The sequence below is a fragment of the Streptomyces sp. SirexAA-E genome, from assembly GCF_000177195.2.
Classification (GTDB): Bacteria; Actinomycetota; Actinomycetes; order Streptomycetales; family Streptomycetaceae; genus Streptomyces; species Streptomyces flavovirens.
Map to the genome: position 1 here is coordinate 4924929 of NC_015953.1, position 14398 is coordinate 4939326.

General features: G+C 71.4%; 14 protein-coding genes and 1 riboswitch. Of the genes, 8 read left to right on the forward strand and 6 right to left on the reverse strand.

From position 1 onward, the window contains the following. Window positions 1-228 precede the first annotated feature (228 nt). The 7 genes from SACTE_RS22110 to SACTE_RS22145 all read left to right on the forward strand — a co-directional run bounded on the left by SACTE_RS22110 (window position 229) and on the right by SACTE_RS22145 (window position 6711). Window positions 229-885, forward strand: a complete 657-nt coding sequence (locus SACTE_RS22110) for a sigma-70 family RNA polymerase sigma factor (RefSeq protein ID WP_019992373.1) — start codon at window positions 229-231, stop codon at window positions 883-885. Continuing rightward, window positions 882-1202 (forward strand): mycothiol system anti-sigma-R factor, encoded by a 321-nt coding sequence (rsrA, locus tag SACTE_RS22115; RefSeq protein WP_014048242.1) that lies wholly within the window; start codon window positions 882-884, stop codon window positions 1200-1202. The genes SACTE_RS22110 and rsrA overlap by 4 nt, the downstream gene beginning before the upstream one ends. A gap of 165 nt (window positions 1203-1367) precedes the next feature. Next, window positions 1368-2750, forward strand: coding sequence for an HD-GYP domain-containing protein (locus SACTE_RS22120; protein ID WP_026358939.1), 1383 nt, complete (start codon window positions 1368-1370; stop codon window positions 2748-2750). Next, window positions 2747-4003, forward strand: coding sequence for a metal-dependent phosphohydrolase (locus tag SACTE_RS22125; RefSeq protein ID WP_014048244.1), 1257 nt, complete (start codon window positions 2747-2749; stop codon window positions 4001-4003). The genes SACTE_RS22120 and SACTE_RS22125 overlap by 4 nt, the downstream gene beginning before the upstream one ends. Before the next feature lie 91 nt (window positions 4004-4094). After that, the gene (locus SACTE_RS22130; protein ID WP_014048245.1) at window positions 4095-5087 is read left to right on the forward strand and encodes a hypothetical protein; all 993 of its coding nucleotides are present in this window, start codon (window positions 4095-4097) and stop codon (window positions 5085-5087) included. A 76-nt stretch (window positions 5088-5163) separates the two neighbouring features. Then, a complete protein-coding gene (gene def, locus SACTE_RS22135; RefSeq protein WP_014048246.1) occupies window positions 5164-5802 on the forward strand; it encodes a peptide deformylase in 639 nt (212 codons plus the stop codon). 171 nt (window positions 5803-5973) lie between these two features. Continuing rightward, on the forward strand, window positions 5974-6711 hold the full coding sequence (locus SACTE_RS22145) for a D-Ala-D-Ala carboxypeptidase family metallohydrolase (protein ID WP_014048247.1): 738 nt from the start codon (window positions 5974-5976) through the stop codon (window positions 6709-6711). A gap of 52 nt (window positions 6712-6763) precedes the next feature. Here SACTE_RS22145 and SACTE_RS22150 read toward each other — a convergent pair whose 3' ends face one another. After that, the gene (locus SACTE_RS22150) at window positions 6764-7738 is read right to left on the reverse strand and encodes a helix-turn-helix domain-containing protein (RefSeq protein WP_014048248.1); all 975 of its coding nucleotides are present in this window, start codon (window positions 7736-7738) and stop codon (window positions 6764-6766) included. An 81-nt stretch (window positions 7739-7819) separates the two neighbouring features. Between SACTE_RS22150 and SACTE_RS22155 the strand changes: the two genes are divergently transcribed. Further along, entirely contained in the window at window positions 7820-8029 is a 210-nt protein-coding gene (locus SACTE_RS22155; protein ID WP_019992372.1) for a hypothetical protein, read from the forward strand. Window positions 8030-8034: 5 nt separating this feature from the next. Here SACTE_RS22155 and SACTE_RS22160 read toward each other — a convergent pair whose 3' ends face one another. From SACTE_RS22160 to SACTE_RS22180, 5 genes are all read right to left on the reverse strand, one after another. Continuing rightward, a complete protein-coding gene (locus SACTE_RS22160) occupies window positions 8035-9057 on the reverse strand; it encodes a ribonucleotide-diphosphate reductase subunit beta (protein WP_014048250.1) in 1023 nt (340 codons plus the stop codon). Further along, entirely contained in the window at window positions 9057-11468 is a 2412-nt protein-coding gene (locus SACTE_RS22165; RefSeq protein ID WP_014048251.1) for a ribonucleoside-diphosphate reductase subunit alpha, read from the reverse strand. The genes SACTE_RS22160 and SACTE_RS22165 overlap by 1 nt, the downstream gene beginning before the upstream one ends. A 134-nt stretch (window positions 11469-11602) precedes the next feature. Beyond that, window positions 11603-11745, reverse strand: a riboswitch (cobalamin riboswitch). A gap of 46 nt (window positions 11746-11791) precedes the next feature. Beyond that, on the reverse strand, window positions 11792-12292 hold the full coding sequence (locus SACTE_RS22170) for an N-acetyltransferase (protein WP_014048252.1): 501 nt from the start codon (window positions 12290-12292) through the stop codon (window positions 11792-11794). Between the two features lie 138 nt (window positions 12293-12430). Further along, on the reverse strand, window positions 12431-14068 hold the full coding sequence (locus SACTE_RS22175) for a sodium:solute symporter family protein (protein WP_014048253.1): 1638 nt from the start codon (window positions 14066-14068) through the stop codon (window positions 12431-12433). Beyond that, the gene (locus SACTE_RS22180; RefSeq protein WP_014048254.1) at window positions 14065-14319 is read right to left on the reverse strand and encodes a DUF3311 domain-containing protein; all 255 of its coding nucleotides are present in this window, start codon (window positions 14317-14319) and stop codon (window positions 14065-14067) included. The genes SACTE_RS22175 and SACTE_RS22180 overlap by 4 nt, the downstream gene beginning before the upstream one ends. Window positions 14320-14398: the final 79 nt, after the last annotated feature.

The window sequence follows — 14398 nt, forward strand, 5'->3', positions numbered from 1 at the left end:
TGTCGGTACAACAAGTCGTACGTGGAAGAGGGAGTCCGTCGCATGGGTTCGACCATCTGCCCGCGCCGTTCGAGCACCGCTGACCTGGAGTGGACGGTGCTGCACGCGGCGAGGACCACGTCCCAGGGCACCGCGGCCGGAGCTGATCGACAGCCCGCGCGGAAGCAAGGTCGACTATTCTCCGATGCGAGCGGGTCCGGTTTCGGCTCCGCCACTTCGTTGGAGGAGGTGGGTCCGGTCACTGGGACCGACACAGGGACCGACGACGGCCGCGCGAAGGAGACGACCGCCGAGCGCAACGCGCGCTTCGAGCGGGACGCCCTCGGGTATCTCGACCAGATGTACTCGGCGGCGCTGCGCATGACGCGCAACCCCGCCGACGCCGAGGACCTGGTCCAGGAGACGTATGCCAAGGCGTACGGCTCCTTCCACCAGTTCCGTGAGGGCACGAACCTCAAGGCGTGGATGTACCGCATCCTCACCAACACCTTCATCAACTCGTACCGCAAGAAGCAGCGCGAGCCGCAGCGGAGCGCCGCCGAGGAGATCGAGGACTGGCAGCTGGCGCGCGCCGAGTCGCACATGTCGACCGGGCTGCGCTCGGCGGAGTCCCAGGCACTCGACCACCTGCCCGACTCCGATGTGAAGTCCGCCCTGCAGGCGATCCCCGAAGAGTTCCGCATCGCCGTCTATCTCGCCGATGTCGAGGGCTTTGCCTACAAGGAGATCGCGGACATCATGGGGACACCCATCGGTACGGTGATGTCCCGGCTGCACCGGGGGCGCCGCCAGCTGCGCGGCATGCTGGAGGACTACGCGCGCGAGCGCGGACTCGTCCCGGCCGGTGCCGGTGAGTCGGACGACAGGAAAGGCTCGGCCTCATGAGCTGCGGAGAGCCGCACGAGACGGATTGCTCAGAGGTCCTCGACCATCTCTACGAGTTTCTCGACCATGAGATGCCCGAGGGCGACTGCACCAAGTTCGAGGTGCATTTCGAGGAATGCTCCCCGTGCCTGGAGAAGTACGGGCTGGAGCAGGCGGTCAAGAAGCTCGTGAAGCGCTGCTGCGGCCAGGACGACGTCCCGACCGACCTGCGCTCCAAGGTGATGGGCCGGATCGAGCTGATCCGCGCGGGCGAGACCGTCCCCGAACAGGACGTGGCCGTGAGCGGTGCCGAAAGGCCGGCCGCCACCGCCGAATGACACGCCCCCGGGTGGCGCGGTTCCCCCGGGGCGGCCGGCCGACAGCCCGGGTACGGAACCCGCCATGTCACCCGAAGGTGCTAATCCGGTCCGTTGAGGCCCTCGGCATCCCCCAACTCGCTAGCCTGGCGCCTTCATTGACCAGGCTGGGGGCGATCGGTGCGGGTGCGGAGCACACCGGGGGCGGCGCGCCTCTACATCCTGGGCGTGTCCGTCTACGCCGCGTTCTGCGCCCTTCCCGCACTCACCCCCGGGGCGGGCACGCCCTGGGGCACGCTCGCCCTCCTCGCCGCGCTCTGCCTGGTCTGCGAGCTCCCCGCCCGTCATCCCGCCCTCGGTGGTTCCCTGCCGGTCGGGGCCGGGTCCTTCTTCCCCCTGCTGCTCGCGGCCGCCTTCCTGCTGCCGCCCGCCGCCGCCGTCCTGGTCTCCATACCCGGGTCGCTGGCCGGCCGGGTCGAGCAGCCCCCCTTCGCCGCCCGCCGTATCTGGCGGGCGGCGCAGCTCGCGCTCACCGTGGGGGCCGCCTCGTGGGCGTACGCGTTCCTCGGCGGGCCGGGCAGTCTCGGGGGAGGGGGAGCGGCGCCCGGGCTGCCGCACGCCCTGCCGCCCGCCTGCGCCGCCGCGCTCGTCTTCAGCACCGTCCTGGCCGCGCTGGACGGCGGGATCCTGGCCACCGCCGAGCGGGTCCCGCTCCGGCACGCGTGGCGGGGGCTGCACGCGTCCGTGGGGCCCCACCTGGTGCACGCCCTCGCCGGACTGATGATGGCGGTGCTGTGGCGCAGCCCGTACGGGCCGGTCTCGGCGCTGGTCGTGCTGCTGCCGATGTACATCTCCTGCTGGGTGTTCGCCCAGTACCACCGCCAGCACGCCGCTCACCGCGCCACGATCAGGGCTCTCGTCCAGGCCGTCGACATCAAGGACGGCTACACCCGGGGGCACAGCGAGCGGGTGGGCCGCGCCTCCGAGCTGATCGCCCGTGAACTCGGCATGGCCGAGCGGCGTTTGGAGGCGCTCCGGTTCGCCGGCATCCTGCACGACGTCGGCAAGCTCGGCGTGCCCACCCGGGTGCTGCGCAAGGACGGGCCCCTGACCCCGGAGGAACGCCGGATCATCGAGCTGCACCCGGAGTACGGCCACGAGATCGTCCGGGGCATCGGCTTCCTGGACGAGGCGCGCGCCGCGATCCTGCACCACCACGAACGGCTCGACGGCAGCGGTTACCCCTACGGCCTGAGCGGGGCGGCCATCCCCGAGTTCGCCCGGGTCGTCGCCGTGGCGGACGCCTTCGACGCGATGACCTCCACCCGTTCCTACCGGCCCGGCAGGCCGGTCCCCGCCGCCGTCGAGGAGCTCGAACGCTGCGCCGGGAGCCAGTTCGATCCCCGGATGGTACGGGCGCTGGCGCGGGCCCTGGACCGGCACGGCTGGTCCGCCGCGGCCACGGCGGTGACCTCCGACGAGGAGGCGTCCCGGCCGCCCCGGCAGCGGCTCGCCCCGCCCCGGGAGCCCGCTCCAGGACCGGCCGACCGCCCGGGGCGTCCGCGGTGACGCCCGTGCACCGCCTCGGTCCGCCCCCGGCGGCCCTCGTCGTCCGGGCGGCCGCGCTGGCGCTGGCGGCCGCCGCCCTCGGCCACACGTTCTGGCACGGCGTCGTCGAGCCCGGGCACGCCCTCGCCTTCGGGGCCCTGATCACCGTCGGGGAGCTGGCCCGCTGGGGCGCCCTGCCCGGGGAGCGTGAGCCCGCGCCCCTGGGAGCGGCCGGTGCGCTCGCCTACGCCCTGCTCGGGAGCAGCCGGGGGGAGCCCACCACGCACGGCGTCCTCCAGGTGATCACCGTCGTGGTGGCGGCGCAGCTGCTCGCCGCCGTGCCGCACACGGCGCGCGGCAGCGGACCGGGGCCGGACCGGGTGGCCCGCCGGATCCTGGCCGTGGGCTTCGCCGCCGTCTGCTTCCAGCCGCTCTGGAACTCGGGCCTGGCGGTGCGCTGGTTCGGCGAGGGTCCGCACTTCGCCGTCTTCCTGCTCGTCCTGCTGGTCCTCACCGCCCTGTGCGACGCGGTGCTCGCGGCCCTGACGGCCCGGGCACCGCGTCCCTTCGGGCCGCTGCTGCGCGACGAGATCCGGGCCCTCAGCGGCATCGGGTCCGCGGTCTGCGCGACCGGTGCCGTCATGGCCCTCGGGGTCGCCGTCGCGGGGCTGTGGGCGCTGCCGGTCCTGTGCGTACCGCTGCTGCTGACGCAGATCTCCTTCCGCCGGTACGCCGCCGTCCGCACGACCTACCGGCAGACCATCGCGTCGCTGGCCAGGGCCACGGAGATCGCCGGGTACACCCGGCACGGGCACGCCCGCAGGGTGGCCGGGCTCTCCGACGCGGTCGGCCGGGAGCTGGGCCTGTCCGGCCCCGAGCTGACCGTCCTGGAGTACGCGGCGCTCATGCACGACATCGGCCAGCTCTCGCTGGTGGACGCCGTGCCGGGCGGTGCGACGGTCACGCTGCCGCCGGCCGAGCAGCGCAGGATCGCCCTGCTCGGCGGCGCCGTGGTCCGTCAGACCGGTGGGGAGACCGAGGTGGCGGTGGTGGTCGAACAGCAGGCCGATCCGTACCGGGACCAGCCCACCGCCGCCCGGATCATCCGTACCGTCAACGCGTACGACGACCTGTGCGGGGAAGGTGTCAGCGGAGCCCTCGGGGCGCTGGAGCAGCTCAGGCTCGGCACCGGACGCGACTACCAGCCGCAGGTGGTCGAAGCGCTGGCGAGAGTCCTGGCGCGAGGCGGTCTGACCCCGGTCCCCAGCGGGTAACCCACGGGTAATGAGCGGGCGTCCGGCCGGGCATGGTTGGATGCGAAGAGAGCGAGAGTACGAGGGTGTCCAGTCGGGACAGGCGGGAATCGTGAGGATCTTCGGGAAGGTACGGCATCGGCCGTCCGCCTCTTGGCGGCAGGCCACGGACCGCGCGTTCACGCTGATCGGCGACGGCCGGTACGAGGACGCGGGCGCGCTGCTGACGCGTGCGGCGGATCTGGAACCCTGGCTCTCGGAGTCCTGGTTCAATCTGGCGCTGCTGCACAAGTTCCGGCACGACTGGGAGCAGGCGAGGGCCGCGGGGCTGCGCGCCGTCGCCCTGCTCGACCGCGAGTCGGGGGCCCCGGACTGGTGGAACGTCGGGATCGCGGCCACCGCCCTCCAGGACTGGCCGCTGGCCCGCCGGGCCTGGCAGGCGTACGGCCTCAAGGTGCCGGGCAGCGGCCAGCACGACGCCGCGTCCACCAGCGAGCCGACCGGTATGGAGCTGGGCAGCGCCGCCGTGCGCCTCTCGCCCGAGGGTGAGGCCGAGGTGGTCTGGGGCCGCAGGCTGGACCCGGCCCGTATGGAGGTGCTGTCGATTCCGCTGCCGTCCTCGGGGCGGCGCTGGGGCGAGGTCGTCCTGCACGACGGGGTCCCCAACGGCGAGCGGATCACGGCGGCCGGTCCGTCCTACCCGGTCTTCGACGAGATCGAGCTGTGGGCGCCCTCTCCGGTGCCGACCTGGGTGGTGCTGCTGGAGGCGGCCACCGAGTCCGACCGCGACGCGCTGGAGCAGCTCGCCTCCGACGCCGGCTTCGCCGCCGAGGACTGGTCGTCCTCGGTGCGGCTGCTGTGCCGGGCCTGTTCGGAGAGCCGGATGGAGAGCGACGAGGGCGACGGCGAGCACCTCGACCCGCACGACCACAGCGAGCCGGGCCACCCCGGGCCGCTGGGGCACCGCACCGCCGGTGAGCTGTGGGTCCCGGAGCGTGAATGCGGCATAGCGGCCCCGGCCGCTCTGGTGCGCGGGCTGCTGGACGGCTGGGTCGCCGACAGCCCGGACAGCCGTGAGTGGCGGGATCTGGAAGAAGTCTGCTGAGCGGTGCCCGTAGGCTGTACGGGCACCGATTCCGGTGCGTTTCCCACGGGTATTCGCAGGAAGGCGTACGGCGGACATGTCGCAGCAGGAGACGGACGAGCAGGTCGGCGTGGACGACGAGGGTTTCCTCGTGGACACCGAGGACTGCGAGGCGCGTGAGACGGCACACCGCGAGCGCGGCACCTCCCGCCCGATCACGGTGGTGGGCAACCCGGTCCTGCACAAGGAGTGCAGGACCGTCACCGAGTTCGACGACGAGCTGGGCCGGCTGATCGACGACATGTTCGCCAGCCAGCGCACGGCCGAGGGCGTGGGCCTGGCCGCCAACCAGATCGGCGTGGACCTGAAGGTCTTCGTCTACGACTGCCTGGACGACGACGGGGTGCGGCACGTCGGCGCGGTCTGCAACCCGGTGCTGGAGGAGCTGGCCCCCGAGCGACGCAACCTCGACGCCTCCAACGAGGGCTGCCTCTCCGTCCCGACCGCTTACGCGGAGCTGGCCCGGCCCGACTACGCGGTGGTGCGCGGCCAGGACGCCGAGGGCAACGACGTGCGGGTGCGCGGCACCGGGTACTTCGCACGCTGCCTCCAGCACGAGACCGACCACCTGTACGGCTACCTGTACATCGACCGGCTCTCCAAGCGCGACCGCAAGGACGCGCTGAAGCAGATGGAGGAGGGCACGCCGCGCTACCCGGTGGTCGCCAACGACTGAGGGCGGTCCCCGCTCACGCGCCCGTACGGGGCCCCGCCGGTTCCCGGTGCGGGCCCCGTCGCCCGTGGGTCTCCCGCAGAGGGCGACCGCTGTTCCCCGACGCGTGGTTGACGCGGGTAGACCCCGTCCGACAGGCTCGTCCCCCACACCTCACCGTGGTAGGGAGACCCCATGCTCAGACGTACCGCACACGCCTTGCTCGGTCTTGTCATGGTCATGGCTTTCGCTGTCGGCGGCGCACTGGTGACCGCCACGACCGCCCAGGCCGACGGCTGCTACACGTGGACCCGCACGCTCTCGTCCGGCGCCACCGGGAACGACGTCACCCAGCTCCAGATCCGGGTCGCCGGCTACCCGGGGTACAACTCGGTGCTGGCCGTCGACGGTTCGTACGGCCCGGCCACCACGGCCGCCGTGAAGCGCTTCCAGGCCGCCTACGGTCTCGCCGCCGACGGCGTCGCCGGCCCGGCCACGCAGGCCAAGCTCTACGCGCTCCAGGACGACGACTGCACCCCGATCCACTTCACGTACCCGGAGCTCAACAAGTGCAACAGCACCTGGGCGGGCGGTGCGGTCGCCGCCGGGACGGCCAAGGCCAACGCGCTGAGCTCGATGTGGAAGCTGGAGGCGCTACGGCACGCGCTCGGTGACCAGCCGATCCGTGTCACCAGCGGCTTCCGGTCGACGCCCTGCAACGCGTCGGTGGGCGGGGCGGCCAACAGCCGCCATCTGTACGGCGACGCCGTCGACCTCGGCGCCGGGCCGCACTCCCTGTGCACCATCGCCAAGCAGGCCCGCAACCACGGCTTCAACGGCATCCTCGGCCCGGGATACCCCGGCCACAGCGACCACATCCACGTGAACCAGGGGCCGAGCCACTTCTGGTCCGCCTCCGGCTGCGGCGTCTGAGAGACCGGTCCGTGAGCCCCGTCCCGGACGCGGAGGGGGCTCACCGGCCGGCTCAGGCCACGTCGGGAACCGCCGCCGGGCCGCGGAAGGTCTGGCGGTAGCGGTTCGGGGTGGTGCCGAGCGACCGGACGAACTGGTGGCGCAGCGCCGCCGCGGTGCCGAAACCGGTCTGCCCGGCGATCGTGTCCATGGTCTCGTCCGACGTCTCCAGCAGGTGCTGGGCGAGCAGCACGCGCTGCCGCAGCAGCCAGCGGTAAGGGGTGGTGCCCGTCTCCTGCTGGAACCGGCGGGCGAAGGTCCGGGGCGACATGTGCGCCTGCCCGGCCAGCTGCTCGACGGTCATCTCCTGGTCGAGGTGGCGCTCCATCCAGGCGAGGGTCCCGTTGACCGTGTCGCACCGGTCGCGGGGCAGCGGGCGCGCGATGTACTGCGCCTGGCCGCCGTCCCGGTGCGGGGGCACCACCATCCGCCGGGCGATGGCGTTGGCGACCGCGGGGCCGTACGCCTGGCGCACCAGGTGCAGGGCGGCGTCGATCCCCGCCGCCGTGCCCGCCGAGGTGATGACCGGGCCCTCGTCCACGTAGAGCACGTCCGGCTGCACCACCGCCTCGGGGAAGCGGCGGGCCAGACCGTCCGCGTGCCGCCAGTGGGTGGTGCAGCGACGGCCGTCGAGCAGCCCGGCCGCGCCGAGTATGTACGCCCCGGAGCAGACGCTCATCACCCGCGCGCCGCGTGCCACCGCCCGGCGCAGCGGCTCCAGCACCTCTTCCGGGTAGTCCCGGTCCGCGAAGTGGCTCCCCGCCGGTACGGCGATGAGGTCGGCCTCCTCCAGGCGCTCGGGGCCGTGGGGGGTGGTGATGGTGAAACCGGCGTGCGTCCGTAGCTCCGGTCCCTCTGCGGAGACCACCGCGAAGTCGTGCACCGGGAGCCCCTCTTCGGACCGGTCGAGTCCGAACACCTCGCACAGCACGCCGAGTTCGAAGGGGTGGACTTCGTCGAGCAGCAGGACGGCCACGTTTTTCAGCATGACCGCAGTGTGGCAGTAATTCGATGCTGCATGACAGTCCTGCCACTGCCCGAATCCGTCCCGGGCCGCGACAGTAGAGCCATGAACACATTCCTGAGCTACCTGTCCATAGCCGTACTTTTCACCCTGGTCCTGCTGCCCGCGCTCGTCGGGGCCGCACGCGAGCGCCGGATCGACCGCCGGCTGCGGGAGGCGGAACGGGGGCACGCGGGGCCGCCGGGAACGGCGGACGCCGCGCGGCCGGTCACGGCCACGCGGCGTCCGTACGCCGGGTCCTGGGCGCGGACCTGAGCGGCTCAGAAGTCGTCGTCGAAGCCGACCGAACCCTCCACCGCCACCTGGTACGCCGACGGCCGGCGCTCGAAGAAGTTCGTCAGCTCCTGGACGCCCTGCAACTCCATGAACGAGAACGGGTTCTCGGAGCCGTAGAGCGCCGGGAAGCCGAGCCGGGTGAGCCGCTGGTCGGCGACGCACTCCAGGTACTGGCGCATCGACTCGGTGTTCATCCCCGGCAGGCCCTCACCGCACAGGTCACGGCCGAACTGCAGCTCCGCCTCGACGGCCTCCCGCAGCATGTCGGTGACCTGCTGCTGGAGGGCGTCGTCGAAGAGCTCGGGCTCCTCCTTGCGGACGGTGTCGACCACCTCGAACGCGAAGTTCATGTGCATCGTCTCGTCCCGGAACACCCAGTTGGTGCCCGTGGCGAGACCGTGCAGCAGGCCGCGCGAGCGGAACCAGTAGACGTAGGCGAAGGCGCCGTAGAAGAACAGCCCCTCGATGCACGCCGCGAAGCAGATCAGGTTCAGCAGGAAGCGGCGCCGGTCGGCCTGGGTCTCCAGCCGGTCGATCTCCTCGACCGAGTCCATCCACTTGAAGCAGAACTGCGCCTTCTCGCGGATCGACGGGATCTCCTCGACCGCGTCGAAGGCCGCCGCGCGGTCCTCCGGGTCGGGCAGATAAGTGTCGAGCAGGGTCAGGTAGAACTGGACGTGCACGGCCTCCTCGAACAGCTGACGCGACAGGTACAGCCGCGCCTCCGGGGAGTTGATGTGCTTGTAGAGCGTCAGCACGAGGTTGTTGGAGACGATCGAGTCACCCGTCGCGAAGAACGCGACGAGCCGGCCGATCATGTGCTGCTCGCCGGGCGAGAGCTTGGCGAGGTCGGCGACGTCGGAGTGGAGGTCGACCTCCTCCACCGTCCAGGTGTTCTTGATCGCGTCCCGGTAGCGCTCGTAGAAGTCCGGGTAGCGCATGGGGCGCAGGGTCAGTTCGAAGCCCGGGTCGAGCAGGTTCTTCCGGGTCTTCTCGGTGGAGCTCATTACTGGCAGGCCTCGCAGGACTCGGGGTTTTCGAGGGAGCAGGCGATGGCGTCCGCGTCGGGAGCCTGCGCCTGCTGGGCGGGAAGGGCGGCGGACGCGGTACGGCCGGAGGCCGCGCGGGCGATCCGGGTGGCCGGGCGCGAACGCAGGTAGTACGTCGTCTTCAGCCCCTGCTTCCAGGCGTACGCGTACATCGAGGAGAGCTTGCCGATCGTCGGCGTCTCCAGGAACAGGTTCAGCGACTGGCTCTGGTCGAGGAACGGCGTACGGGCCGCCGCCATGTCGATCAGGCCGCGCTGCGGGATCTCCCACGCCGTGCGGTACAGGGCGCGCACGTCCTCGGGGATCCAGCCGAAGCCCTGCACGGAGCCGCTGGCCTCGCGCAGTGCCTCGCGGGTCCGGGCGTCCCAGACGCCGAGCTTCTTCAGCTCCTCGACGAGGTAGCCGTTGACCTGGAGGAACTCGCCGCTGAGGGTCTCGCGCTTGAAGAGGTTGGAGACCTGCGGCTCGATGCACTCGTAGACGCCGGCGATCGAGGCGATGGTGGCGGTCGGGGCGATGGCCAGCAGCAGCGAGTTGCGCATGCCGGTCTTCGCGATGCGGGCCCGCAGGGCGTCCCAGCGCTCCGGCCAGTTCAGCTCGGTGGCGTAGTGGTCCGGGTGCAGCACACCGCGGGCGGCGCGGGTCTCGGACCAGGCGGGGAGGGGACCGGACCTCTCGGCGAGGTCGCAGGACGCCTCGTAGGCGGCGAGCATGATCCGCTCGGAGATCCGGGTGGACAGCGCGCGCGCCTCGGGGGAGTCGAACGGCAGCCGCAGCTGGAAGAAGACGTCCTGGAGCCCCATCGCGCCCAGACCCACCGGACGCCAGCGGGCGTTGGACGTGCCGGCCTGCTCCGTGGGGTAGAAGTTGATGTCCACCACGCGGTCGAGGAAGGTCACCGCCGTACGCACGGTGGCGTCCAGCCGCTCCCAGTCGATCGATCCGCCGGAGACGAACGCGCCGAGGTTGACCGAGCCCAGGTTGCAGACCGCCGTCTCGCCGTCGTCCGTGACCTCCAGGATCTCGGTGCAGAGGTTCGAGGAGTGCACGACCCTGCCCGGCTCGGCGGTCTGGTTCGCGGTCCGGTTGGAGGCGTCCTTGAAGGTCATCCAGCCCTGGCCGGTCTGGGCGAGGGTGCGCATCATCCGGCCGTACAGTTCGCGGGCCGGCATCGTCTTGCGGGCCAGCCCCCTGGCCTCGGCCGCCCGGTAGGCCGCGTCGAAGGCGTCGCCCCACAGGTCGGTCAGCTCGGGCACATCGGCGGGGGAGAACAGCGACCACTCGGTGTCCGCGTCGACCCGGCGCATGAACTCGTCCGGGATCCAGTGCGCCAGGTTGAGGTTGTGCGTACGCCGCTGGTCCTCGCCCGTGTTGTCGCGGAGCTCCAGGAACTCCTCGATGTCCGCGTGCCAGGTCTCCAGGTAGACCGCGGCGGCGCCCTTGCGGCGGCCGCCCTGGTTCACCGCGGCGACCGAGGCGTCCAGCGTCTTCAGGAACGGCACGATGCCGTTGGAGTGCCCGTTGGTGCCCCGGATCAGCGAACCCCGGGCTCGGATGCGGGAGTACGACAGACCGATGCCGCCCGCGTGCTTGGAGAGCCGCGCCACCTGGTGGTAGCGGTCGTAGATCGAGTCCAGTTCGTCCTTCGGCGAGTCCAGCAGGTAGCAGGAGGACATCTGCGGGTGCCGGGTGCCGGAGTTGAAGAGCGTGGGGGAGGAGGGCAGGTAGTCCAGCCGGCTCATCAGCCCGTACAGCGCGGCGACCTCGTCACGCGCCCGCACCGACTCGTCCTCGGCGAGACCGGCCGCGACGCGCAGCATGAAGTGCTGCGGGGTCTCGATGACCTGGCGGGTGTGCGGGTGGCGCAGCAGGTAGCGGCTGTGCAGCGTGCGGAGGCCGAAGTAGCCGAAGCGGTCGTCCGCGCCGTCGGCCAGCGTCCGCTCGACGAGCGCGTCGAGGACTTGTGCGTGCTGCTCGACGAAGGCGGCGGTGCGGTCGGCGATCAGGCCCTCGCGGTGTCCCACGGCCACCGAGGCGGAGAAGGACGTCGCGCCCTGGCCGGCGGCCTCGTCGGCGATCGTGAGGGTCAGCAGCCTGGCCGCGAGCCGGGAGTAGGCGGGGTCCTCGGAGATCAGGCCCGCGGCGGCCTCGGTGGCCAGCGAGCGGAGCTCGGCCTCGTCGGAGCGGGCGTTGCGCCCGCGCAACGCGGCGGCGGCGACCCGCCCGGGGTCGGTGTCGGGCAGATCGACGGTGAGGTCGGTCAGGGTCCGCAGCAGGGCGGTCCCGGGTCCGTCGTTCGTGGCTTCCCCGGACGTGGCGGACACAGCGGATTCGGTGGCTGAGACCGGATCGGCGGGCGCGATGGTCACTGGGCTTTCCCTCGCTCGGCTGGGGCCGGCGGCAGGAAGGGGAGCCGGACGACGACAGCCCTGGGCGGGGCAGCACCGCGTACGGCGTCCACCGGCCTATCCGCGAGGCCCGGACGTCTGGCGTCCGGGTCGGTCGATCCGGACGCACTGTCGGCAGGTCATCGGACTTGCGGGTAGCACAGATGTGCACCGATCACACCGTTGCGGGACAGTTCCGGATTCGCACCGGATTCCCCTGCGGCGACAGCGAGCACGAGCATACATGTGGGGGCCGTCCGATGCGGCGGCCCCCACATGTTGTGTCGTACGCGGTGGATGCCAGGTCAGAGGTCCAGTCGGAAGGTGAGCAGCGGAACGGCCGGAACGGGCGTCCAGTCCCGCTCCGGGGTCCTGTGGAAGCCCAGCCGGCGGTAGATGCGGTGGGCGGCGTGCATGGTCGTCTGCGTGGACAGGACGAGCCCTGTGAGGCCGTCCGTCGCGCGGGCCCGGTCGACGCAGGCCCGGATCAGTGACTCGCCCACCCCGCGGCCGCGGGCCTCGCCGGCGACGGCGAGCATCCGCATCTCGGCCTCGCCCTCGCGGGCGATGTCGGCCCAGGGGGTGCCCGCGGTGACGTACGTGACGCCGCCCAGGAGCCGGCCGTCGGTGTCGGTCGCGACGAGGACGTCGGCCTCGGCGGCTCTGCGGGCGACGGCGCGCAGTTGCTCCAGATACGGGTCCTCGGCGCCGAAGTCGAGCAGCCCGTCGTCGAGGTAGGCCTGGGCCGTCAGGTCGCCCAGGGCGGAGTGCTGGTGGGGGCGTACCGGCCCGATCGTCACGTCCATGGCGGGCAGTGTGCCGGAGGCCGTGGCGGGATGCGCGGGAATTTCGGGGGACTTGGCGCCGCGCGGCAGACGAGCGGCTGAGGCCCGGTCAGGGTGCCGCCGGAGCCCGGTTTGGCCCGGCGGCACCCAGGGTGTGGGTCAGTGGCCGCCGCCGGGGGCGCCCACCGTGGCCGGCGGGAGCTCCACCTCGACGCCCGGGTCGCCCGCGTCGGCCGTGTAGTCGGACGGCGACGTCTCGTCGATGCCGTCCGGGGCCTTCAGCGCGTTCAGGACGAACGTCAGCACGACGACCACGAGCACGTTCAGGACGAACGCGGTGAGGCCGATGTAGCCGATCTCGCCGATACCGGGGATCTCCGTCGAGGACCCCCCGAAGTGCTTCTGGGTCGGGCTGGCCACGCCGTACGCCGCCACCGTGCCGTACACCATGCCGACCGCCCAGCCCGCGATCAGGGCCCAGCGGTGGAACCACCGGGTGAACAGGCCGCCCACCAGGGCCGGCATCGTCTGGAGGATCCAGATCCCGCCGAGCAGCTGGAAGTTGATCGCGACCGTCTTGTCCATCGTGAGGACGAAGGCGAGGGCGCCGACCTTGACCAGCAGCGACACCAGCTTGGAGACCTTCGTCTCCTGCTCAGGGGTCGCGTCCGGCTTGAGGAAGTCCTTGTAGATGTTGCGGGTGAAGAGGTTCGCAGCGGCGATCGACATGATCGCGGCGGGCACCAGGGCCCCGATGCCGATCGCGGCGAAGGCCACACCGGCGAACCAGTCCGGGAACATGTTCTCGAACAGCTGCGGGATGGCGAGCTGGCCGTTGTCCACCTTGATGCCGGCGGCGATCGCCATGAAGCCGAGCAGGGCCAGCAGACCCAGCATCAGCGAGTACAGCGGCAGGATCGTGGTGTTGCGGCGGATCACCTCGCGGCTGCGGCTGGAGAGCGTGGCCGTGATCGAGTGCGGGTACATGAAGAGCGCCAGCGCCGAGCCGAGCGCCAGCGTGGCGTAGCCCCACTGGCCGGCGGCGCCGGGCGCGAGTCCGGCCACCGGTTTGCCGGCCGCCTCGTTCTTCTGCGCGAACGCCTCGCTCGCCTTGGCGAAGATGTCGTCGAAGCCGCCGAGCTTGATCGGGATGTAGATGATGGCCACCGCGATGACCAGGTAGATCAGACCGTCCTTGACGAACGCGATGAGCGCCGGGGCGCGCAGCCCGGAGGAGTAGGTGTAGGCCGCGAGGACGGCGAAGGCGATCAGCAGCGGCAGGTCCTTGACGAACCAGTGCGTGTTCTCGCCGCCGCCGACGCCCATGACGTCCAGGACGGCCTGGATGCCGACCAGTTGGAGCGCGATGTACGGCATCGTCGCGAGGATGCCGGTCAGGGCGACCGCCAGCGAGAGCCCCTTGGAGCCGAAACGGCCGCGGACGAAGTCCGAGGTGGTGACGTATCCGTGCTTGTGCGAGACGGACCAGAGCCGCGGCAGGAAGGTGAAGATGAGCGGATAGACGAGGATCGTGTAGGGCACCGCGAAGAAGCCGGAGGCGCCCGCGGCGTAGATGGCGGCGGGGACCGCCACGAAGGTGTACGCCGTGTAGAGGTCGCCGCCCAGCAGGAACCAGGTGACCCACGTGCCGAACGAGCGGCCGCCCAGGCCCCATTCGTCGAGGGTCGCCTCGTTCTCGGCCCTGCGCCAGCGCGCGGCCAGGAAGCCCATGACCGTGACGGCCACGAAGAAGAAGATGAAGACGGCGAGTGCGACGCCGTTCACGCCGTCCTTCATGCCGACGCACCCCCCTTGCGGGCGCGCTGGTCACGCTGCCACAGCTTGTAGGCGATCATGGTGAGGGCGGTCGAGATGAGCACCCAGAGCATCTGGTACCAGTAGAAGAAGGGGATGCCGATGAAGGTCGGGTCGACCTTCGCGTAGGAGCCCACCCAGAGCATGGCCACGAACGGCGCGATCAGGCAGAGCGCGATGACCACCCTGGCGGGTGTCACTGTTGGTCGTTTCCCATCGATGTCTTCCGGCATGCGGCGACTCCATCCCCTCGCTGATCACCTGTTGTAATGCGCAGGAAATCTAGGGGAGTGTTCCGGCCACCGTCACCCC